This is a genomic window from Luteimonas sp. Soil_C_5 (genome assembly GCF_057656615.1).
In genome coordinates this window covers 162,223-182,232 of sequence record NZ_JBDGKA010000001.1, presented here as the reverse complement: position 1 = coordinate 182,232, position 20,010 = coordinate 162,223, and the positions used below count along the sequence as shown (strand labels likewise).

Genomic DNA, 20,010 nt, shown 5'->3' with positions numbered 1-20,010 from the left:
CCCTACCGCAGCGTCCACTCGCGGACGGTGAGTTCGGACGCGTCCTGCAGGACCAGCGGATCCAGCGCCACGAGATCCTTCGCCTCGGCAAGGCTGTCGATGTTGCGCAGCACGTAGGCGCCGCCGCTGCCATCGGTGAACCCGCCCGTGCACTCGAGCAGATCGCGGTCACGCAACGTGTCTAGAAAGGCCTTGTGCGGCGCGACCACCGACGCATCGAACGTGGGCCGACGCATCGCGAGCACCAGATAGCGTTTCATGTGACGGCACTCCTCCGAACATTCCAAGGGCACTGACACCCGTTGTCCCTGCACCGATCGCATCGCAGGCCATCGCACGCGCCCAGCCGACGGGCTGCCATTCCGGCAGCCACGCGCCGGGCGCACGGCATCCCGAGCGACTATGCGTGCTGTGTGCAGCTCAATCCAGCGCCGCCAGACGCGCGCGCAGCGTATCCAGACGCAGGTCGGCAGCGCCACCCGGCGAGGTGCGCGCGGCGAGACTGCCTTCCGGCGTGCGGCCCCGGCCGGCCGTGTCGGCGCTCTGCGCGGCGGCCTTGTAGGCCTCCCGGAACGGGACGCCGGCGATCGCGGCCTCGACCGCAACGTCTGTCGCGTACATGCCCGAATCGACTGCGGCGCGCAGCCGGTCTTCGCGCCACTCCAGATTCGCCAGCAGCGCCGGCAGCAGCTCCAGCGCGGCGAGTCCACGGCCGAAGCCGTGGAAGATCGCGCCCTTGGAGCTCTGCAGGTCGCGGTGATAGCCCGACGGCAGCGACAGCAATTGCTCGATCTCGGTCCGCGCCGCGGCGACGCTGGCGTGCGTGGCGCGCATCAGTTCGACGACATCTGGATTGCGCTTGTTCGGCATGATCGAACTGCCGGTCGTGTACTGCGCCGGCAATGCGACGAAGCCGTACTCGGCGCTGGTGAACTGCGACAGGTCCCAGGCGAGACGACGTAGATCCAGCGTCGCGCTGCCCAGCGCTTCGAGCGCGGCGAGTTCGAACTTGCCGCGCGAGAGCTGCGCGTAGACCGGCGAGACCTGCAGGCGCGCGAAGCCGAGTGCGGCGGTCGTGTGGTCGCGATCGAGCGTGAGGTTCACGCCGTAGCCGGCCGCGGTGCCGAGCGGATTGCAGTCGATCAGCGCGAGCGTGTCCTGCGCGCGCACGGCATCGTCGATGAAGGCCTCGGCCCAGCCCGACCACCACATGCCGCCCGAGGACAGTACGGCGCGCTGGATGTGCGTGTAGCCGGGAATCGGCAGCTCGCGCTCGGCTTCGGCGCGGTCGATCGCGATCTTGGCGATCTCGCGCGACAGCGACGCCAGACGCGCGAGCTTCTCCTTCAGCCACAGGCGCGTGGCGACCAGCACCTGGTCGTTGCGGCTGCGGCCGGTGTGGATGCGCCGACCGGCATCGCCGAGGCGTTCGGTCAGGCGGTCCTCGATCGCCGAATGGCCGTCTTCGAAACGTTCGTCGAGCACGAAGGCGCCGCTACGGAAATCGTCGGCCAGCGTGGCCAGCTCGCGCTTCAGCCCGTCGAGCTCGTCGCTCGAAAGGATGCCGACGCGCTGCAGGCCCTCCGCATGCGCGGCGCTCGCGGCGATGTCGTGCAGGAAGAACTCGCGGTCGAGGATCACGTCGTCACCGGCGAGAAACGCCTGGATCTGCGTGTCGACGGCGACGCCGGGCTTCTGCCAGAGGAGAGTGCTCATGTTGATTTCCGTTGTGATGTTGTGGGAGCGCGCTTGCGCGCGATGCGGCACTCCCGGTAAAGCCCATCGCGCTCGAGCGCGCTCCCACACAGGCAGCGTGTCAATGCGGGATCGACGTCAGCTCATCGAAGCCCAGCGCGAGGTTGAGATTCTGCATTGCCTGCGTCGCCGCGCCCTTGAGCAGGTTGTCGAGCGTCGCCACGACGACGACGCGGCCATTGCCCGGCGCAATTGTGAACGCACCGATCTGCGCGCCATGACGGCCGGCGATCTGGCTGACCCACGGCGCGTCGTCGATCACTTCGACCAGCGGCTCGTCGGCGTATCGCGCATCGAACAGCGCCTTGACCGCGTCGCGCAACATCGGCACTGAGAGCCAGAGGTTTACCGTCATCGTGATGCCGCGGAAATGCGGCGCGACGTGCGGCATGAATTCGACCGGCAGCGACAGCTGCTTCGACACCTCTCGCTCGTGCACGTGGTTGGTCAGCGCATACGGCATCAGGTTGTCGGCCAGCAGCGCGGTGTCGTTCTTGTCCGACGGCGTGGTGCCCGCGCCCGAGTAACCCGACACGCCGAAGCACTGCGGCGGCCCGGCAAGATGGTCGACCAGCGGCGCGATCGCCAGCTGCATCGCGGTCGCGTAGCAGCCGGGATTGCTGATCCGGCGCTGGCCGGCGTACCGCGCACGCGTCAGTTCCGGCAGCCCGTAATACCAGCCGGCCTCGAAGCGGTAATCGGCCGACAGATCGACAATCAGCGTGTCCGGCTTCGCGGCATCGATCGCGGCGACGAAGGGCGCGGCCTTGCCGTTGGGCAGCGCGAGGATCACCGCATCGACACCCTTCGCAGCGACCGCGTCGGCATCGAGGCTTTCGAAACGCAGTTCACCCTGGAAGCCGTCGTTGTGATCGGCGACGCGCTGGCCGTCGAGCTCGCGCGAGGACACGAACGCGAGTTCGAGGCCCGGATGCGCGGCGACGAGGCGGATCAGTTCCTGGCCGGTATGGCCGCGCGCGCCGACGATGCCGAGGCGGATGGGGGATGTGCTCATGGAGGGCTGTCCAGCTTGAACGTGTCGAGTTTGAATTCGAGGTGGCGACGCACCGCCGGCCATTCCGCATCGATCACCGAAAACACCACGGTGTCGCGCAACGAGCCGTCGGCATGCCGCTTGTGATGGCGCAGCACGCCATCCTGTTTCGCGCCCAGGCGCGCAATGGCCGCGCGTGAGGCGTGATTGAACCAGCTGGTCTCGAACGCCACCGATGCGCAACCGAGCACATCGAAGGCGTGCGTGAACAGCAGCAACTTGGCTTCGGTGTTGAGGCCGGTGCGCTGCACACGCGGCGCGTACCAGGTGTAGCCGATCTTGAGATTGGGCACTGCAGCGTCGAGATCGTAGAAGCGCGTGCTGCCGACGACGCTGCCGCCGGCATCCAGCACCGCGAACACCAGCGTTTCGCCGGCCGCCTGCGCCTCGAGTGCCTTGTCGATGTAGCGCGGCACATTCTCCGGCGCGGGCACATTGATGTACCAGACCGAATGCAGCGCGCTGTCACGCGACACCGTGGCGAGCGCGTCCGCATGCGCGGGCGTCAGCGGCACCAGCGAGACATAACGACCGGTCAGTGTCGGCGTCTGTGTCCACGCAGCCTCGGCGGCGCGCTCGCCCACTCAGCCCACCAGCGTCGGCGGACGGGTCGCGCAATGCGCGACGCAACGCTGGATCTGCTCGAAGCCGTCGAGGCCGTACCAGAACACCTTCCACTTCTCCTGCTTGATGCAGCCGTCGGACTCGGCGTAATAGAAGATGTTGACCTGGTTGTGGTGACGCGACCGCCAGAACAGCTGCGGCGTCTCCTCGCGCATCACGTTCCACACCGCGCGACCGAGACCTTCGCCCTGTGCATCGTCGAGCACGGCGAACTTGTCCAGATACACCGTGCCCTCGCCTTCGGTCAGGATCACCGCTGCGCGGTAGTTCTCGCTGACGTAGGCGCGCAGCAGCGGCGTGCGCTCGAAATAGTCCGGCGCGAGTGCGCGGCCGAAGCTCGATTCGATCAGCGACTTCAGGCGTTCGAGATCCAGCTCCGACCAGTCGGCCGCGCGCAGCACGCGTTCACCGCGACGCACCAGCGTGCCCGAGCCCTTGTGCGTGAACAATTCCTTGGCGAGATCGGCCGGACGCGTGATCGACACCGACGAGGCCATCGGCAGGCCCTCGAGCAGCGCCTTGATCTGCTCGATCTTGACCTTCATGCCGCCGTGGATCCACGGCTGCTGGATCAGGTGGTCGTACTCGGTCGACAGGTTGATCGAATCGATGACCTTGCCGTCGGCATCCAGCAGGCCGCCGGTGCCGGTGAGGAAGATGATCTTGTAGGGCTGCAGTTCGCGCACCAGTTCGTTGGCGGCGAAGTCGGCATTGATGTTGAGGATCTGGCCCGACGCGGTTTCGCCCAGGCTCGTGATCACCGGAATCGAACCGGCCTGCAGGCTGGCTTCGATCGGCGCGAGGTTCACGGCGTTCACTTCGCCGACCAGGCCATAGGTCGCCTGGTCGAGATACGTCGCTTCGAACACGCCGCCGGTGATCGACGTCGCACGCGCGCCGTTGCGCTGCAGGGCTTCGACGAGGCGCAGGTTCGCGGCCTGGAATACGCGGCGCACGATGGCCAGCGCCTCGGGCGTGGTGACGCGCAGGCCGCCAACGGTCTGCTTCTCGATGCCCGCCGCGGCAAGCTCGGCGTCCAGCTGCGGGCCGGCGCCGTGCAGCACGATCGGCGTCAGGCCGACTTCCTGCAGAAACGACAGCGAAGACGTCAGATCATCGAGTTCATCGCGCAGCACCGCGCCGCCGACCTTGACCACGGCGAAGCGCTTGGCATCGAGCTGCGAAAAGCGCTTGAGGTACTGGCTGATCTCCTTCGCGCTGGCCATGCTCGAAAGCAGGCGCACGATGGTCTGACGGGTCTGGACGTGGGTCGCGGGAATGTTCACGGGCTGCAATCGGTTGGGCGTGGGATGACGCGTGGAAAGCGGAGGGTGCGGGTGGTGCTCAGCGATCGCCGTTGATGATCCGGTCTACCGACTCGGCGTAGCGCTGCAGTTGTTCGAGCGTCACGAACTCGTCGCCGGTGTGCGCCTGCGCGATGTCGCCGGGGCCGTAGACCAGCGCGGTGTAACCGCCGGCGGAGAACAGCGACGCCTCGGTCCAGAAATCGACGGCGTTGCCGATCGGCAGATCGAAGGCGTCGGCGATGTCGCGCGCGGCGAGTCGGCGCTCTTCGGCGCGGTCGATGTCGCCGGACGGCAGGCTCGGCCCGCGGAAGGTTTCCTCGAAATGCGCCGCGTCGGGCTGTGCGAAACCGGAAAAGGTCTCAAGCAGATCGTCGATGTCCATCGACGGCAACGGCCGGAAACCGAAGCGCAGCTCGGCGGCCGGCGCGATCATGTTGGCCTTGATGCCACCCTCGACCCGGCCGATGTTGAAGCGCAGACCGGTCAGGCCACCGAAGCGCGCGTGCGCCAGGGATTCGACATGATCGAGCGCACGGCCGCCCCAGCGCATCGCCTGATGCAGCGCGCTCGCCGCCGGATCCTGCTTTCCGGATGCATGCCCCGCAGTGCCAGCGAAACGCATCAGCACCGAGCTGATGCCGCGATGCGCGAGCACCGCTTCGCACTGCGTCGGCTCGGCGACCAGCACGGCCTCGAACTGCAGAGCGCGCGCGAGGAAGGCTGCGATGCAGCGCGGATCATTGGCTTCTTCGTCCGAGGAAAACAGGAACGCCGCGTCGCCGTCGCCGGCATTGGCCGCCGCGATCAGCGCCGCCGCCGCGCCCTTGATGTCGCAGACGCCGAGGCCGACCACGCGATCGTCGAGCCGGCGCATCACGTGCGGATCGGCGCTCCAGTCGGGCGAATCCGGCACCGTGTCCAGATGCACGTTGAACAGCACCGTCGGCGTACCGCGCACCGCGAACAGGCTCACCGCGCCGTCGCCGTGGTCGATCACCTCGACATCGAAGCCCGGCAGCTGGCCGCGGATGTAATCGAAGATGCCACCCTCGGCTCGAATCGCACGCGGCGGATTGCGGGTGTCGAAGGACACCAGCTGTTCGAGATGGTCGAGGGTGTGGGCGAGAAGCGTTGTCATGGCCTGTCCAGCGTTGCGCCGGCAGGTCGTATGACCTGCCGTTCCGAATCACGAATCACGAATTCCCATCCCGGCTGCTCAGCGATTCACCTGCGCGTACAGCGTGCTGCTCATGCCGAACAGCTTGATGAAACCCTCGGCCTCCTCGACGCCCCAGTCCGCGGACTGCGCGTAGGTCGCACCCTTGGCGTTGAGGATGTGCGGCGAGGTCACCGCCACCGCGTCGACGCGGCCACCGCGGGTTTCCAGCACCACTTCACCGGTCACCTTGGCCTGCGAGGATGCGAGGAAGGCTTCGATGTCGGCCTTGAGCGGATCGTGGAAGAAACCTTCGTAGACCAGCTCGGTCCACTTGCGCGCGACTTCCGGCTTGAAGCGGTTCTGCTGCTTGGTCAGCACGGTGTCTTCGAGCGCGCGGTGCGCGGCGAGCAGCGAGATCAGGCCCGGCGCTTCATACACGATGCGGCCCTTGAGACCGATCACGGTGTCGCCGGTGTAGACGCCGCGGCCCACGCCGTAGGGCGCGAACAGTGCGTTGAGCTTCGCCAGGATCTGCGCGCCCGGCAGCGTTTCGCCATCGAGTGCAACCGCCGTGCCCTGCTCGAACCGGACCTTGACCTGCAGCGGCGCTTCCGGCCATTCGGCACGCGGTGCGCACCAGCCGCGGGCGCCTTCGCCCGGCGCTTCCCAGCGATCGATCTCGCCGCCGGACATCGTCAGGCCCAGCAGATTCTCGTTGATCGTGTAGGCCTGCTGCTTGGCGCGCACGCCGAAGCCGCGTTCTTCCAGATACGCCTGCTCGTAGGCGCGCGTCTGCGTGTGTTCCTTCTGGATCTCGCGGATCGGCGCCACGATGCGGTATTCGCCCTGCGCCTTCACGGCGAGGTCGAACCGCACCTGGTCGTTGCCCATGCCGGTGCAGCCGTGCGCGATCGCATTGGTGCCCAGCTCGGCCGCGCGCGCGAGCGCGGCGTCGACGATCAGATAACGGTCCGACACCAGCAGCGGGTACTGGCCCTGATAAGCCTCACCGGCCCAGACGAACGGCTTGACGAAACCGTCCCAGATCGCAGGACCGCCATCGACGGTGACGTGGCTGGCGACGCCGAGTTCGGCCGCACGCTGCTCGATGAAGGCGCGCTCTTCGGCATCGACGCCGCCGGTGTCGGCGAACACGGTGTGCACGGTCCAGCCCTGCTCTTTCAGGTAGGGCACGCAGAAGCTGGTGTCGAGGCCGCCGGAAAAGGCGAGGACGATATCTTTGGAGCCGTGATTGGTGATTCGTGATTCGTGATTCGAAGAAGCGGGCTGCTGCGACATGGGAGAGGGTCTCTACGCTTGAAGATAGGGGTCAAGGAATACGGGATCAGCTTTGCTTTTCCGAATCACCAATCACGAATCACTGCCGCGCATCAGCGCGGCCATCACGGCCTTCTGCACATGCAGCCGGTTCTCGGCCTCGTCGATGGCGATGCAGTTGGGCGAATCCATCACCGCGTCGGTCGCCTTGACGTTGCGGCGCAGCGGCAGGCAGTGCGAGAACACGCCGTTGTTGGTCAGCGCCATCTTCGCTTCGTCGACGATGAAGTGCTTGTACTGGTCGCGGATCGGCTTTTCGGGTGCCCAGTTGCCGAAGAACGGCAGTGCGCCCCAGCTCTTGGCGTAGACCACGTCGGCGCCGGCGTAGGCGCTGTCGATGTCGTGGCTGACCTGCAGCGAGCCCCCGCTCTCTGCGACGTTGGCTTCGGCCCAGTCCATGTAACGCTCGTCGAGCACGTAGTCCGGCGTCGGGCACAGCAGGGTCACGTCCATGCCCATGCGCGTGGCGATGGTCAGTGCGGAGTTGGCGACCGCGGTATTGAGCGGCTTCGGGTGATAGGTCCAGGTCAGCACGTACTTCTTGCCGCGCAGGTCCGACGTGCCGAAGTGCTCCTGCAACGCCAGCGTGTGCGCCAGCTCCTGGCAGGGATGGGTGATGGTCTCCATGTTGATGACCGGCACCGGCGAGTACTTCGCGAACGCCTTCAGCACGACGTCCTGGCGGTCGTAGGTCCAGTCGACGAACTTCGGGAACGCACGCACGCCGATCATGTCGACATAGCGGCCGAGCACGCGCGCGACTTCGGCGATGTGCTCCTCGGTGTCGCCGTCCATCACCGTGCCCAGATCGAATTCGATCGGCCACGCATCCTTGCCGGGCTGCAGCACGATGGCGTGGCCGCCGAGCTGGAACGCGCCCAGCTCGAAGCTGGTGCGCGTGCGCATCGAGGGATTGAAGAATACGAGCGCGATCGACCGGCCCTTGAGCGCGTCACCGAGCTTCTCCTGCTTGAAGCGCGCGGCGTCGGCCAGCAGGGCGTCCAGATCGGTGCGGGACCAGTCCTGCGTGTTGAGGAAGTGTCGGATGGCGGTCATCGGTAGGCTCGTATGGAAAGCGGATTCGGAGGGCCGGAAACGAAAAAACCCGGCATGGGCCGGGTTCGTCGTCGGATGGCGCATGCGCGCACGTGTCCGTCTAGCCCCGGGAAATGTGGGCTTCCGGTCGACGCGCACGCGACGTCATGCCCGACGCCATACGGGCGGAGGTCAGGATGTCGGCGTCGGCGCGGAGCGGGTTCATCGGCGCGCATCCTCGCACGCGGCGCGCTGCACCGCAACAGGCGGCCCGCTTCATGTCAGCGTCCATCGGCCGGTGCGACCACCGGCGTGACCGTGACCTGCACCCGCAGGCGGTTGCCCGGATCGTAGGGCAGTCGCGAGCGGTACTTGACGCCCTTGTGCACGTAATCGACATCGAAGGCGATCGGACGCCGGAACTCGCGCTCGATCGGCACCATGCGGCAGTCACCACCGGCCGAGCGGTCGACTTCCTCCACCCGGTCGCCGTCGGAGCGCAGCACGTCCTTGACCGCGCCGACCACGCGCGCCAGACCGCGACGCTCATCCTGATCCGAAAGCACGGGCGTCGCCGCCTCGCAGCGCTCGACCATGCTGGTCGCGCGCAACGTCTGGTAGACGGGATCGGCGCGCAGGACCTGGGCGTACTCCATCCGCGTGGTCGCGGGATGCGGCGCCGATTGCGCGAACGCCGGAGCCGCGCACACGCATGCGAACGCCCACACGGGCGCCGACAGGCGCAACCAACGACTTCGACGAGGGAGGGACAGCACCGGGCCAGTGTAGGGGTGCGCCCGGCGACCGGGCTGAATCGTCGCTGTCGTGATCGCAGCGACACCGCGCCACGGCCCGGCGCATCGCGGGTATTCGCGCCTGCGCGCGCCCGCTAGAATCGCGACGTCTTCCTGTTCGGCCGCGCGATGCCTCTCCACCTGCACAACAGCCTCACCCGCCAGATGGAGCCGTTCGCGCCGCTCGATCCGACCTGCCCCACGATGTACGTCTGCGGACCCACGGTCTACAACTACGTCCATATCGGCAACGCCCGCGGTCCTGTGGTGTTCGGCGTGCTGGCGGATCTGCTGCGACGTCGTTACGGCGCGCTGAAATATGCGCGCAACATCACCGACGTCGACGACAAGATCAACGCCGCCGCTGCCGAACAGGGCGTGCCGATCGCGACGATCACCGACCGCTTCGCGGCCGCCTATCGTGCGGACATGGCGGCGCTCGGCATCGCCCCACCGGACATCGAGCCGGCTGCGACGGCGCACATCGGCGAGATCGTCGCGATGATCGAGCGCCTGGTCGAGAGCGGACATGCGTACGCGGCCGAAGGCCACGTGCTGTTCGCGGTCGGCAGCTTCGACGGCTACGGCAAGCTCTCGCGCCGCGACATCGACGACATGCTGGCCGGCGCCCGTGTCGAAGTAGCGCCGTACAAGCGCGATGCGGGCGATTTCGTGCTGTGGAAGCCCTCGACGGATGCCCTGCCCGGCTGGAACTCGCCGTGGGGGCGCGGCCGCCCGGGCTGGCACATCGAATGCTCGGCGATGGCCGCCGCGCATCTGGGCGAGACGATCGACATCCATGCCGGCGGCGTCGACCTGCAGTTCCCGCATCACGAGAACGAGATCGCCCAGAGCGAGTGCGCCCACGGCGGCGCACCGTTCGCGCGCGTCTGGCTGCACAACGGCATGCTGACCTTCGCCGGCAGCAAGATGTCGAAGTCGGTCGGCAATATCGAACGCGTACATGACCTGGTGCAGGCACATCCGCCCGAGGCACTGCGTTATGCCCTGCTCTCCGCGCATTACCGGCAGCCGCTGGACTGGTCGGATGCACTGATCGAACAGTCGGTGCGTACGCTGGACCGGCTGTACGGCACGCTGCGCGACCTCGGCGATGTCGAAGTATCCGCGCGCATTCCCGAGAGCATCGAGCGGGTGCTGGACGAGGATCTCAATACTCCGGCCGCATTGGCCGAGGTGGCCCGCATCGCCGGGGAGGCGCGCAAAGCCGTCGACACCGACGCGCGTGCGGCCGCGAAGGCCGAACTGCTCGGCGCTGGCCTTGCCCTGGGCCTGCTGCAGCAGGCGCCGGCCGACTGGTTCGCCCGTGGCGCGAGCGAAGGCGACGATGCGCGCATCCAGGCGCTGATCGACGAGCGCATCGCCGCCAAGCAAGCCCGCGACTTCGCCCGTGCCGATGCGATCCGCGACCAGCTGGCGGCGGAACAGATCGTGCTCGAGGACACGCCGCAGGGCGTGCGCTGGAAACGCGGCTGAAGGATCACTGGGGGAGCGCGCTTGCGCGCGACGGGGCATTTCGCTGAAGCGCCATCGCGCGCAGGCGCGCTCCCAACGGAAGACAGAAAAAGGCCCGCTTGCGCGGGCCTTTTCTTGCACAGGTCCAGCGTCGCCGTCAGACCTTGCGGAACACCAGCGTACCGTTGGTGCCGCCGAAGCCGAACGAGTTCGACATGACGTATTCGACCTGGTGCTCACGCGCGGTGAGCGGTACGTAGTCGAGATCGCAGCCTTCGCCCGGCGTGTGCAGGTTGATCGTCGGCGGAATGATGCCGGTGTGCAGCGCCATCGCCGAGAACACGGCCTCGATACCGCCGGCCGCGCCCAGCAGATGACCGGTCATCGACTTCGTCGAGCTGACCATCACCTTCGAGGCATGCGCGCCGAGCACGCCCTTGATGCCCATCGTCTCGGCGACATCGCCGGCCGGCGTCGAGGTGCCGTGCGCGTTGATGTAGCCGATCTGCGAGGGATCGATGCCGGCGTCGTCGATCGCGGCGCGCATGCAGCGACCACCGCCCTCGCCGTTCTCGCTGGGCGAGGTCATGTGGAACGCGTCGCCGCTCATGCCGAAGCCCGCGAGCTCGGCGTAGATGCGCGCGCCACGTGCCTTCGCGCGCTCGTATTCCTCGAGCACCAGCACGCCCGCGCCGTCGCCCATGACGAAGCCGTCGCGCTCGATGTCCCACGGACGCGAGGCGCCGGTCGGATCGTCGTTGCGGGTCGACATCGCCTTCATCGAGCAGAAACCACCGACCGAGGTCGGCGTGGTCGCGAACTCGGCGCCGCCGGCGATCATCACGTCCGCGTCGCCGTACTGGATCATGCGCATCGCCAGGCCGATGTTGTGCGTGCCGGTGGTGCACGCGGTCACGGCTGCGATGTTCGGCCCCTTGGCGCCGGTCATGATCGAGACCTGGCCGGAAATCATGTTGATGATCGTCGACGGCACATAGAACGGCGAGATCTTGCGCGGGCCGCCCTCGTGGTACTTGATCGCGGTGTCCTCGATGCCCTTGAGGCCACCGATGCCCGCACCGATCGCCACGCCGATGCGCTCGGCGTCGGATTCGCGCACGTCGATGCCCGCATCGGCGATCGCCATCAGGCCACCGGCGACGCCGTAGTGCACGAAGGGATCCATCTTCTTGACGTCCTTCGGCGCGATCCACTGGCTCGCGTCGAAATCCTTCACTTCGCCCGCGATGCGCGTGGCGAAATTGGTGGCATCGAAATGGGTGATCGGACCGATGCCCGAGCGGCCGTTGACGATACCGTCCCAGCTCGAAGCCAGATCATTGCCCAGCGGCGACAGAATGCCGATGCCCGTGATGACGACGCGGCGCTTGGCCATTGCTCAACTCCTGACAAGTCGGTGGCGGCGCGTGCGCGTCCGCCCATATGCACGAGGCCGCAGTGCGGCCTCGTGCTGGAACCTGGACGTCCGGCCGTCGCACGGCCGGACCGGTCTCGCGCCCCTCGATGAAACCGTGGGCGCGGACGCGGGCATCAGCCCTTGGTGTGCGCCTTGATGTAATCGATCGCCTGCTGCACCGAGGTGATCTTCTCGGCTTCTTCGTCCGGAATCTCGCACTCGAACTCTTCTTCCAGCGCCATCACCAGCTCGACGGTGTCGAGGGAATCGGCGCCGAGGTCGTCGACAAACGAAGCGCTGTTGCTGACTTCGTCTTCCTTCACGCCCAGCTGTTCGATGACAATCTTCTTGACGCGCTCTTCGATGTTGCTCATGGGTAGTCTGCTCCGGGGAGGCGATTTCGGTGGATAGTGTAAGGGAAAGCCGGGCGACGGGCGTACCACCATCGAAGCCCTTGCCATTCAACGACTTGCCCTTGAATCAGAGGGTATTTCAGCGCCCGTCTCAGGGCATGTACATGCCGCCATTGACGTGCAGTGTTTCGCCGGTGATGTACGCCGCGGACGGGCTCGCGAGAAACGCCACGGCCTGGGCGATGTCGTCCGGTTCGCCCAGTCGGCCGAGTGCGATCTGCTCGGTCAGCGCAGCCTTCGACGCGTCGGGCAGGTCGCGGGTCATGTCGGTCGCGATGAAGCCGGGCGCGACGACATTCACGGTCACGCCGCGCGAGCCGATCTCCTTCGCCAGCGACTTGCTGAAGGCGATGATCCCGGCCTTGGCCGCGGCGTAGTTCGCCTGGCCGGCGTTGCCGGTCACGCCGATGACCGATGCGATGTTGATGATGCGGCCCTTGCGCGCCTTCATCATTCCGCGCATCACCGCCTTCGAGCTGCGGAAGACGCTGGTGAGGTTGGTATCGATGATCGCCTGCCAGTCCTCGTCCTTCATCCGCATCAACAGGTTGTCGCGGGTGATGCCGGCATTGTTGACGAGAATCGAGATCGCGCCGAACTCCGACGCGATCGAATCGACCAGCGCTTCGATCGTGCCGGGTTGCGAGACGTCCAGCACGCGGCCATGGCCGCCGTGCGCGGACAGGCGCTCGCCGATCTTCGCCGCACCCGCCTCGCTGGTCGCGGTACCGATCACGGTCGCGCCCTGCGCGGCCAGCGTGTCGGCGATGGCGGCGCCGATGCCGCGGCTCGCACCGGTGACGAGGACGATCTCGCCGGTCAGATGATGGGTCATGGAAAGCTCCAGTGAGGCGAAGTCCGGCCACAGGCGGGCCGGACGGAACGGGAACGGACGTGGAGGCTCAGCCGCGGTCGACGATGTCGAGCCGGCGCGGGTTCACGTCGTCCAGTCTGCACGCACGGCGTCGAAATCGGCAGGCGCGCCGAGGGGACGGGCGTCGAGCGACTTGTCGATGCGCTTGATCAGGCCCGTCAGCACCTTGCCCGGGCCGCACTCGGCGATCCGGCCGACGCCCTGCGCCGCCAGTGCCTCGACGCAGCGCGTCCATTGCACCGACAGATAGAGCTGACGCACCAGCGCGTCGCGGATCGCGTCGGTGCTTTCATGCACGGTGGCGTCGACGTTCTGGATCACCGGCACGGCAGGCGAGGACCATGCGACCGCCGCCATCGCCTCGCCCAGCTTGTCGGCGGCATCGCGCATCAGCGGCGTATGCGACGGCACGCTGACCGCCAGCCGGACGACCTTGCGCACGCCGCGCTCGCCGAGCAGCGCGATGGCACGATCGACCGCAGCCGCATGCCCACCGATGACGACCTGGCCCGGCGAGTTGAAATTCGCAGGCACGACCACCGCGTCGTCGGACGCATCGCGGCAGACGTCCTCGACCAGCGCATCCTCCGCGCCGATGACTGCGGCCATCGCACCGGTACCCGCGGGCGCCGCATCCTGCATCAGCTGGCCGCGCAGACGCACCAGTCGGGCGGCATCGCGCAACTGCAGCGCGCCTGCCGCCACCAGTGCGGTGTATTCGCCGAGGCTGTGACCGGCGAGCACCGTCGGCACTGCGCCACCCTGCTGCTGCCATGCGCGCCAGACGGCGACGCCGGCCGCGAGCAGTGCGGGCTGGGTGAATTCGGTGCGGTTGAGATCGACTTCCGGCCCCTGCTGCGCCAGCGCCCACAGATCGACGCCCGCGCCGTCCGACGCTTCGGCGAAGGTTTCGCCGATCGCGGGATGCTGCGCGGCGAGTTCGCCGAGCATGCCCAGCGACTGCGAGCCCTGCCCGGGAAACACGAATGCGAGGTGTGATGCGGTCACGCGATCTTCCAGCCGTTGAAACGGGGGCGATGATAAAGGCCATCGCGCGACATTGTCTGTACCGGTGCGTATTGCACGGCGTCAGAACAACAGCTGCAGCAGCGCGATCTCACCGTCGTCGATGAGATCCCACAGCACCACCGCGACCAGCAGCATCGGCAGCACGGTCGCCGCACGCACCACCAGAATCGAATGCGCGACATGGCGCGCGGAGCGGCCGAGACGGCTCAACTGGCGCGCGAGCCCCTGCAGACGGCCGACACGACCGGCATGCGCCGCGACTTCCGGCGCACGCTGCAGCACCACCGACAGCATGTCGGCCAGTGCATCGGTGCGGCCGTCGTAGTACTTCGCCATGCCGAACGCGAACAGCAGCCAGTCGCGCGCCTGGGCCTGGGGCAGCGACATCACTTCGAGCGGGTCCTCCTCGAAGTCGATGAAGCCGACACAACCGGCATCGTCGAGCGTGATGTTCCGCGGCACCAGCTGGCCGAAATACGCGCCGCGCGCGTGCGCCTGGGCCACGGCGTCGATCGCCTGCGCGGTGAGCGCATCGATGCGCACGGCATCACCATCCGCCTCGCGCAGTCGCGCCGCGAGCGTGGTGCCGAGATCGCTGAGCAGCAAGGTCGACGCGCCCTCGCCGAGGACGCGCGGCACGCGCACGCCCTGCGCGTCGAGTTCGGCGATGCGGCGCGCTTCGATGCGCTTGGCTTCGCCGCCGCCGGGATGCGGCGGCGGACGCAGGGCATCGATGTCGAGACCTCGCGCGATCGCGTCGAGGATGCCGAGGCTCAGCCGCCGGGTGTCGCCGCCTTCATAGGCTTTCAGCCAGGCATCGCGCCCGGATACCACGATCGATTCAACGCCCATGGGGCCTCCTCGCTGCCGGCGGATTTCCGTTCCGGCGTGATTCGCGGAACGCCCACGGCTCCGACTCGGACCGGATCAATAGCGCAGCAGCGCCGAACCCCAGGTAAAGCCGCCGCCGAATGCCTCGAGCAGCACCAGCTGGCCGCGCTGCACGCGACCCGAACGCACGGCCTCGTCGAGTGCCAGCGGCACCGAACCGGACGAGGTGTTGCCGTGCTTGTCGACCGTGACCACGACGCGATCCATCGGCATGTCCAGGCGCTTGGCCGTGGCTTCGATGATGCGCAGATTGGCCTGGTGCGGGATCAGCCAGTCGATGTCGTGACGATCGAGACCGTTCGCCTCGAGCGTTTCCTCGACCACCGAGTCCAGCGCCTTGACGGCGTACTTGAAGACGTCGCTGCCGGCCATCTGGATGCGCACGCCCGCGTTGGGCTGGTCGTCGCGGAAGCCGGCGGACACACCGACCGGATTCCACAGCAGTTCCTTCTTCGCGCCGTCGGCGTGCAGATGGGTGCTGAGGATGCCGGTCTCGGTATCGGCCTTGAGCACGACCGCGCCCGCGCCGTCACCGAACAGCACGGCGGTGGTGCGCTCGGTCCAGTCGACCATGCGCGTCAGCGTTTCCGCGCCGACCACCAGCACGGTCTTCGCGTCGCCCGACTTGATGAATTTGTCGGCGATCGAGAATGCGTACAGGAAGCCCGAGCAGGCCGCATTGACGTCGAACGCGCCGCAGCCGTTGGCGCCCAGCCGCGCCTGCAGCAGGCAGGCGGTGGACGGGAAGATGATGTCCGGCGTCGTGGTGCCGACGATGATCAGATCGAGCTCGGCCGCCGACACACCGGCCGCTTCCATCGCGCGCGTGGCGGCATGGAAGGCCAGGTCACTCGTCGTCTCGCCCTCGGCGGCGATGTGGCGCTCGCGGATGCCGGTGCGCGTCGCGATCCATTCGTCGCTGGTATCGACGAACTTCGCGAGGTCGTCGTTGGTCAGCACCTTTTCAGGCAGATAACTGCCGGTGCCTGCAATGCGGGAATAGATGCGTGTGCTGGTCATCGTGCGGGGCCGCCCTCGCCTCGTGGGAATGCTGGGAGGACGACGTCCGTGCCGACGGATCGGCATGGCGCGTCACCGCGACGGGCGCGCCGCCCGGATGATCGAGGTCCCGCCGTGTTGCACGGCGGGACCTGAAGCGCGATCAGTCTTCTTCGACGACGCGCGTCTTCGGCTGGATCACCTGCTTGCCGCGGTAGTAACCGTCAGCGGTGACGTGGTGACGGATATGCGTCTCGCCCGACGTCTGATCGGTCGACAGCAGCTTGGCGTCGAGCTTGTCGTGGGCGCGGCGCATGCCACGACGGGACGGGGTAACGCGGGATTTCTGCACAGCCATGGGAATTGCTCCAGCAAGGTCTAGTTGTTTCGGTCTTTCTTGAGATCCGCCAACGCCGCAAACGGGTTGACGCGTGTTTCTTCTTCCGCCGATACCGGCCAGTCGCGCTCGACCGATACCGAACCCGGGGCCACCGGCATCACCGGCACCGCGAGGATGAGTTCGTCCTCGATCAGCGTCGCCGGCGCGAGCATGCCGTCCGCGGGTACCAGCAACGCTTCGTAATCCGGCAGCAGCCCGGCCTCGTCCGCTTCATCGCGGATCAGGCCCAGCCGCTGCACGATCTGCACCGGATGCACGAACCGCTTGAGCGTCCGTTGGCACACCAGCGGCAGACCGGCCTCGATGCGCAGTTCGGCGAACGCCGTCTGCAGGGCATCGTGACCGAACTCGATCGAGCAGTCGGCATCAACACCATCGGTATCGGCAAGGGCATCGGACAGGCGCGGCATCGAGGACAACGCAAGCCGCCCTTCCAGGAGGCTCCTGGCCGCGACCATGCGCCAAGCATCGACCCACTCGGGCATCTGGACGGACATAAGCCGCAGAATGTTAAAGATGCCCCGGCGGGCTGTCAACGGCGCGGACCGTCTGGAAACCCTGCCGCGGCGCGGGTTTGCCCCGCTCCGCCCTGCACGGCAGACTGCCGGGCCCGTCTTCCTGAATGGTCGCCTGTGCCACCGATCGAGAATCTGATGCTTGCTGCCGCGCTTGCGGCCGTCATTGTAGGCCTGTGGCACTGGCGGCGCGCGCGTCGTCGCCGGGCGGCGTATGCGCGGGTGCTCGACGCCGCGGATGCGTTCGAAAGCCTGCTGCGCGAGGCGCGATCGCAGATCGACAGCCTGGACGGCAGCAGCGGTCCGGTGCGCGAAGCCCTGCAGGAAATGCTGCGCCAGCGCCTGTGGCTGCAGCAGCACGGCGCCGATGCCAACGTGGCCGCGCTGGATGCGATGCGCGACTCGATCCTCGCCGCACAGGCCCAGGTCGACCGGCATCTGGCCCAGCTTGCGCAGGCCCGCGCCGCGGCGGGCGTCTGAACATGGCCGGACCGCTGATCCTCGGCTCCACGTCCCCGTATCGCCGCGAACTGCTGACGCGCCTGCGTATGCCGTTCGAGTGCGTCCGGCCCGAGGTCGACGAGCATCCGCTCGACGGCGAAGCCCCGGCAGCGCTGGCCCTACGCCTGGCCCGGGCCAAGGCCGAAGCCGTGGCCCATCGCGCGCCGGGCGCCTGGGTGATCGGCTCCGACCAGGTGGCCGCGGCCGGCGCACAGCTGCTGGGCAAGCCCGGCGACCGCGCGACTGCGCTCGCACAGCTCGCGTCCATGTCCGGACGCAGCGTGGTGTTCCATACCGCCGTCGCACTGGCGCGCGAGGACCAGACCACCCTGATCGCCGAGGATCGCACCGAGGTGCAGTTCCGCGCGTTGGACGCCGGCACGCTCGAACGCTATGTCGATGCCGAACAACCATTCGATTGCGCGGGCAGCTTCAAATGCGAAGGCCTGGGCATCGCGCTGTTCGATGCGATCCGGACATCCGATCCCACCGCGCTCGTCGGCCTGCCCCTGATCGCCACCGCGCGCCTGCTGCGCAGCGCCGGTTACGCGGTGCCCTGAGCCTCAGTCGGCCGACGTCGGCGCCGGTGGCGAGATCCGCACCGGCTGTTCGGCCCAGTCCTCGACCGATCCATCGCGCCCGGTGATCCGCAGGCCCAGCCAGTACAGGCCGGGCGCGCGCGTGCCGGCGTCGACGGTTGCGCGGAAGCCGACATCCACGCCCGACGGATCACGCGAACGCCCCTGCAGGAACGTATCGACCCAGCCGTTCTCGCTGCCGTAGGACGCGTCCGCCACCGGCACGCCGTCGAGCGTGACCGTGATCGACGCGATGCCGCTGACATCCTTGACCGCCCAGCCGCTCACTTCGAACGTGCGGTCGACGCGCGCACCCGGCGCGGGCACGTCCACATGCGCGACCGCCGGCGTGACGCATCCCTCGGGATCCGCGCCGACATCGGCATCGAGCCGCGACAGCACGAAGCGTTGCGCGCCGCGGTCGGCGTTGACGACGCGGCTGATCGGCAGACGGCCCATGCGCGCGCAGACGGTCTGGTAGCGCTCGAGCAGCGCACTGAACTTGACGTCCGTGGCGCCGATCACGAGCAGGGCCGGACGACCGTCGAGCTGCGCCCGGTCGTCGAGCTGCAGGCCCCACAGACCGAGCTGCGGTGCGCGCCCGTGGTGGCGGTTGATCGGATGGTCGAGCACGCGGATCGCAGGATCGCCCAGTGCGAAGCCGAGCTCGGCGCCGATCTTGAAGTTGTCGGCCACCAGCACGGTATCGGCCGGCATCGCGGCCAGCTCCTCGCGCACGGCGTCGGCGAGTTCGTCCCAGCCGGCGAAATTCGACGGATACCACTTCAGCTCGGCGGCGCGCTCGCGCACCTGCGGCGTGGACACCGCGAAGTAGTACGCGTTCACCGCGACGAAGCCGACGATCAGCAACCCCCAGGTTGCCGCCCGCAACCAGCGCGGCCAGCCCAGCAGCACGAAACCGGCCAGTGGCAACAGCGCCAGGTAGCCCGGCAATGGCCAGTGGAAACTGACGCGCTCGGTATCGGCGACGAAGCCCAGCACGAAGAAACCGGCGACCAGCAGTCCACCGCTGAGCGCGAGGAAACGTGCCGCATCGTCGGGCAGTCGACGCATCCGCCAGGCGGCGACCAGCAGCGCCGCGAACAGCAACGGCGTCACGAAGACGGCCTGGATCACCAGGAACCGCCAGCCTTCCGCATGCAGCGCCCAGGGATGACGGTCGACCATCTGGAAGCGCAGGCCGGCCTCGGCGTTGTCGACGTTCCAGGCCAGCAGGGGAATCCATGCGGCCGCGCCGGCGGCGATCGCGATCCACACGCGCGGATCGCGCAGCGCCTCGCGTCCGCGCGGCAGGCACAGCAGCGCGACGATGCCCACGCCGATTACCGCGATGAAGCGGTAATGGCTCAGCGCGCCCAGCGCCAGACCCAGCGCGAGCAGCACCGCACCACCGTGACTGACGCCGCGCAGCAGGCGCACGCCGGCATCCAGGCACAGCACCGTCGCCAGCGCGAGGATCGCATCGGGCAGCGCCATCACCCCGAGCGAACCGAGCAGCGGGAACAGCAATGCGAGGCAGCCCGACAGCCAGCCGGCTTCGGCGCCGAACTCCCGCCGCGTCAACCAGGCGATCCACCACGGCACCAGCGCGGAGATCGCGATGAAGGGCAGACGCACCGCGAGCAGCCCGTCGCCGAAGACTTCGGTGCCGATGCGGATCAGCCACGCCGTGAGGCCGGGCAGATCGGAATAGGCCCACGCCGGATGCTGGCCTTCGAGCCAGTAGAACGCTTCGTCGACGAACAGCGGAAGCCGGCTGGCGATCGCGAGCTTCAACGCGACGGTCGCGACCCAGAGGACGATGAAGACCGTCCGCATTTCCATCCGCCG

At 67.7% G+C, this 20,010-nt stretch carries 21 protein-coding genes; 3 read left to right on the top strand and 18 right to left on the bottom strand.

The features are described from left to right. Nucleotides 1-2: 2 nt before the first annotated feature. From AC3A5K_RS00890 to AC3A5K_RS00850, 9 genes are all read right to left on the bottom strand, one after another. Nucleotides 3-260 carry a YciI family protein gene (locus tag AC3A5K_RS00890; RefSeq protein WP_487615628.1) on the bottom strand — a complete coding sequence of 86 codons (258 nt, stop codon included), beginning with the start codon at nucleotides 258-260 and terminating at the stop codon, nucleotides 3-5. Nucleotides 261-420: 160 nt separating this feature from the next. Further along, the gene (gene argH / locus AC3A5K_RS00885; protein WP_487615627.1) at nucleotides 421-1,716 is read right to left on the bottom strand and encodes an argininosuccinate lyase; all 1,296 of its coding nucleotides are present in this window, start codon (nucleotides 1,714-1,716) and stop codon (nucleotides 421-423) included. 100 nt (nucleotides 1,717-1,816) lie between these two features. Beyond that, entirely contained in the window at nucleotides 1,817-2,770 is a 954-nt protein-coding gene (argC, locus tag AC3A5K_RS00880; RefSeq protein WP_487615626.1) for an N-acetyl-gamma-glutamyl-phosphate reductase, read from the bottom strand. Then, nucleotides 2,767-3,393, bottom strand: coding sequence for a GNAT family N-acetyltransferase (locus tag AC3A5K_RS00875; protein ID WP_487615625.1), 627 nt, complete (start codon nucleotides 3,391-3,393; stop codon nucleotides 2,767-2,769). Before AC3A5K_RS00875 ends, argC begins: the two co-directional genes overlap by 4 nt. Next, entirely contained in the window at nucleotides 3,394-4,659 is a 1,266-nt protein-coding gene (locus tag AC3A5K_RS00870) for an acetylglutamate kinase (RefSeq protein ID WP_487616285.1), read from the bottom strand. A gap of 118 nt (nucleotides 4,660-4,777) precedes the next feature. Continuing rightward, nucleotides 4,778-5,878 carry an acetylornithine deacetylase gene (locus AC3A5K_RS00865; RefSeq protein ID WP_487615624.1) on the bottom strand — a complete coding sequence of 367 codons (1,101 nt, stop codon included), beginning with the start codon at nucleotides 5,876-5,878 and terminating at the stop codon, nucleotides 4,778-4,780. Between the two features lie 78 nt (nucleotides 5,879-5,956). Then, the gene (locus AC3A5K_RS00860) at nucleotides 5,957-7,198 is read right to left on the bottom strand and encodes an argininosuccinate synthase (RefSeq protein ID WP_487615623.1); all 1,242 of its coding nucleotides are present in this window, start codon (nucleotides 7,196-7,198) and stop codon (nucleotides 5,957-5,959) included. 72 nt (nucleotides 7,199-7,270) lie between these two features. Continuing rightward, complete coding sequence (locus tag AC3A5K_RS00855) at nucleotides 7,271-8,293, bottom strand: N-acetylornithine carbamoyltransferase (RefSeq protein ID WP_487615622.1); 1,023 nt, start codon at nucleotides 8,291-8,293, stop codon at nucleotides 7,271-7,273. Nucleotides 8,294-8,553: 260 nt separating this feature from the next. Continuing rightward, complete coding sequence (locus AC3A5K_RS00850; protein ID WP_487615621.1) at nucleotides 8,554-8,928, bottom strand: hypothetical protein; 375 nt, start codon at nucleotides 8,926-8,928, stop codon at nucleotides 8,554-8,556. A gap of 267 nt (nucleotides 8,929-9,195) precedes the next feature. Between AC3A5K_RS00850 and cysS the strand changes: the two genes are divergently transcribed. Then, a complete protein-coding gene (cysS, locus tag AC3A5K_RS00845) occupies nucleotides 9,196-10,563 on the top strand; it encodes a cysteine--tRNA ligase (protein ID WP_487615620.1) in 1,368 nt (455 codons plus the stop codon). A 136-nt stretch (nucleotides 10,564-10,699) separates the two neighbouring features. Here the strand turns inward: cysS and fabF are convergent, their stop codons facing one another. From fabF to AC3A5K_RS00805, 8 genes are all read right to left on the bottom strand, one after another. Further along, complete coding sequence (fabF, locus tag AC3A5K_RS00840; protein ID WP_487615619.1) at nucleotides 10,700-11,938, bottom strand: beta-ketoacyl-ACP synthase II; 1,239 nt, start codon at nucleotides 11,936-11,938, stop codon at nucleotides 10,700-10,702. 155 nt (nucleotides 11,939-12,093) lie between these two features. Beyond that, nucleotides 12,094-12,333: an acyl carrier protein gene (gene acpP / locus AC3A5K_RS00835; RefSeq protein WP_096208844.1), complete on the bottom strand. Its 240-nt coding sequence runs from the start codon at nucleotides 12,331-12,333 to the stop codon at nucleotides 12,094-12,096. 130 nt (nucleotides 12,334-12,463) lie between these two features. Beyond that, nucleotides 12,464-13,207, bottom strand: coding sequence for a 3-oxoacyl-ACP reductase FabG (gene fabG, locus AC3A5K_RS00830; RefSeq protein ID WP_487615618.1), 744 nt, complete (start codon nucleotides 13,205-13,207; stop codon nucleotides 12,464-12,466). Nucleotides 13,208-13,309: 102 nt separating this feature from the next. Continuing rightward, on the bottom strand, nucleotides 13,310-14,254 hold the full coding sequence (fabD, locus tag AC3A5K_RS00825) for an ACP S-malonyltransferase (protein WP_487615617.1): 945 nt from the start codon (nucleotides 14,252-14,254) through the stop codon (nucleotides 13,310-13,312). Between the two features lie 81 nt (nucleotides 14,255-14,335). Continuing rightward, entirely contained in the window at nucleotides 14,336-15,127 is a 792-nt protein-coding gene (locus tag AC3A5K_RS00820; protein WP_487615616.1) for a BUD32 family EKC/KEOPS complex subunit, read from the bottom strand. 75 nt (nucleotides 15,128-15,202) lie between these two features. Further along, entirely contained in the window at nucleotides 15,203-16,186 is a 984-nt protein-coding gene (locus AC3A5K_RS00815) for a beta-ketoacyl-ACP synthase III (protein WP_487615615.1), read from the bottom strand. A gap of 142 nt (nucleotides 16,187-16,328) precedes the next feature. Continuing rightward, nucleotides 16,329-16,523, bottom strand: a complete 195-nt coding sequence (gene rpmF / locus AC3A5K_RS00810) for a 50S ribosomal protein L32 (protein ID WP_487615614.1) — start codon at nucleotides 16,521-16,523, stop codon at nucleotides 16,329-16,331. A gap of 20 nt (nucleotides 16,524-16,543) precedes the next feature. Then, on the bottom strand, nucleotides 16,544-17,062 hold the full coding sequence (locus AC3A5K_RS00805; protein WP_487616284.1) for a YceD family protein: 519 nt from the start codon (nucleotides 17,060-17,062) through the stop codon (nucleotides 16,544-16,546). A 156-nt stretch (nucleotides 17,063-17,218) separates the two neighbouring features. On the opposite strand from AC3A5K_RS00805, the gene AC3A5K_RS00800 reads away from it, so the two are divergent. Both AC3A5K_RS00800 and AC3A5K_RS00795 read left to right on the top strand, forming a co-directional pair. After that, on the top strand, nucleotides 17,219-17,560 hold the full coding sequence (locus tag AC3A5K_RS00800) for a hypothetical protein (RefSeq protein ID WP_487615613.1): 342 nt from the start codon (nucleotides 17,219-17,221) through the stop codon (nucleotides 17,558-17,560). A 2-nt stretch (nucleotides 17,561-17,562) separates the two neighbouring features. Beyond that, nucleotides 17,563-18,141 carry a Maf family protein gene (locus AC3A5K_RS00795; protein WP_487615612.1) on the top strand — a complete coding sequence of 193 codons (579 nt, stop codon included), beginning with the start codon at nucleotides 17,563-17,565 and terminating at the stop codon, nucleotides 18,139-18,141. Nucleotides 18,142-18,144: 3 nt separating this feature from the next. On the opposite strand, the gene AC3A5K_RS00790 is transcribed toward AC3A5K_RS00795, so the two are convergent. Next, nucleotides 18,145-20,004, bottom strand: coding sequence for an ArnT family glycosyltransferase (locus AC3A5K_RS00790; protein ID WP_487615611.1), 1,860 nt, complete (start codon nucleotides 20,002-20,004; stop codon nucleotides 18,145-18,147). Between the last annotated feature and the right edge of the window lie 6 nt (nucleotides 20,005-20,010).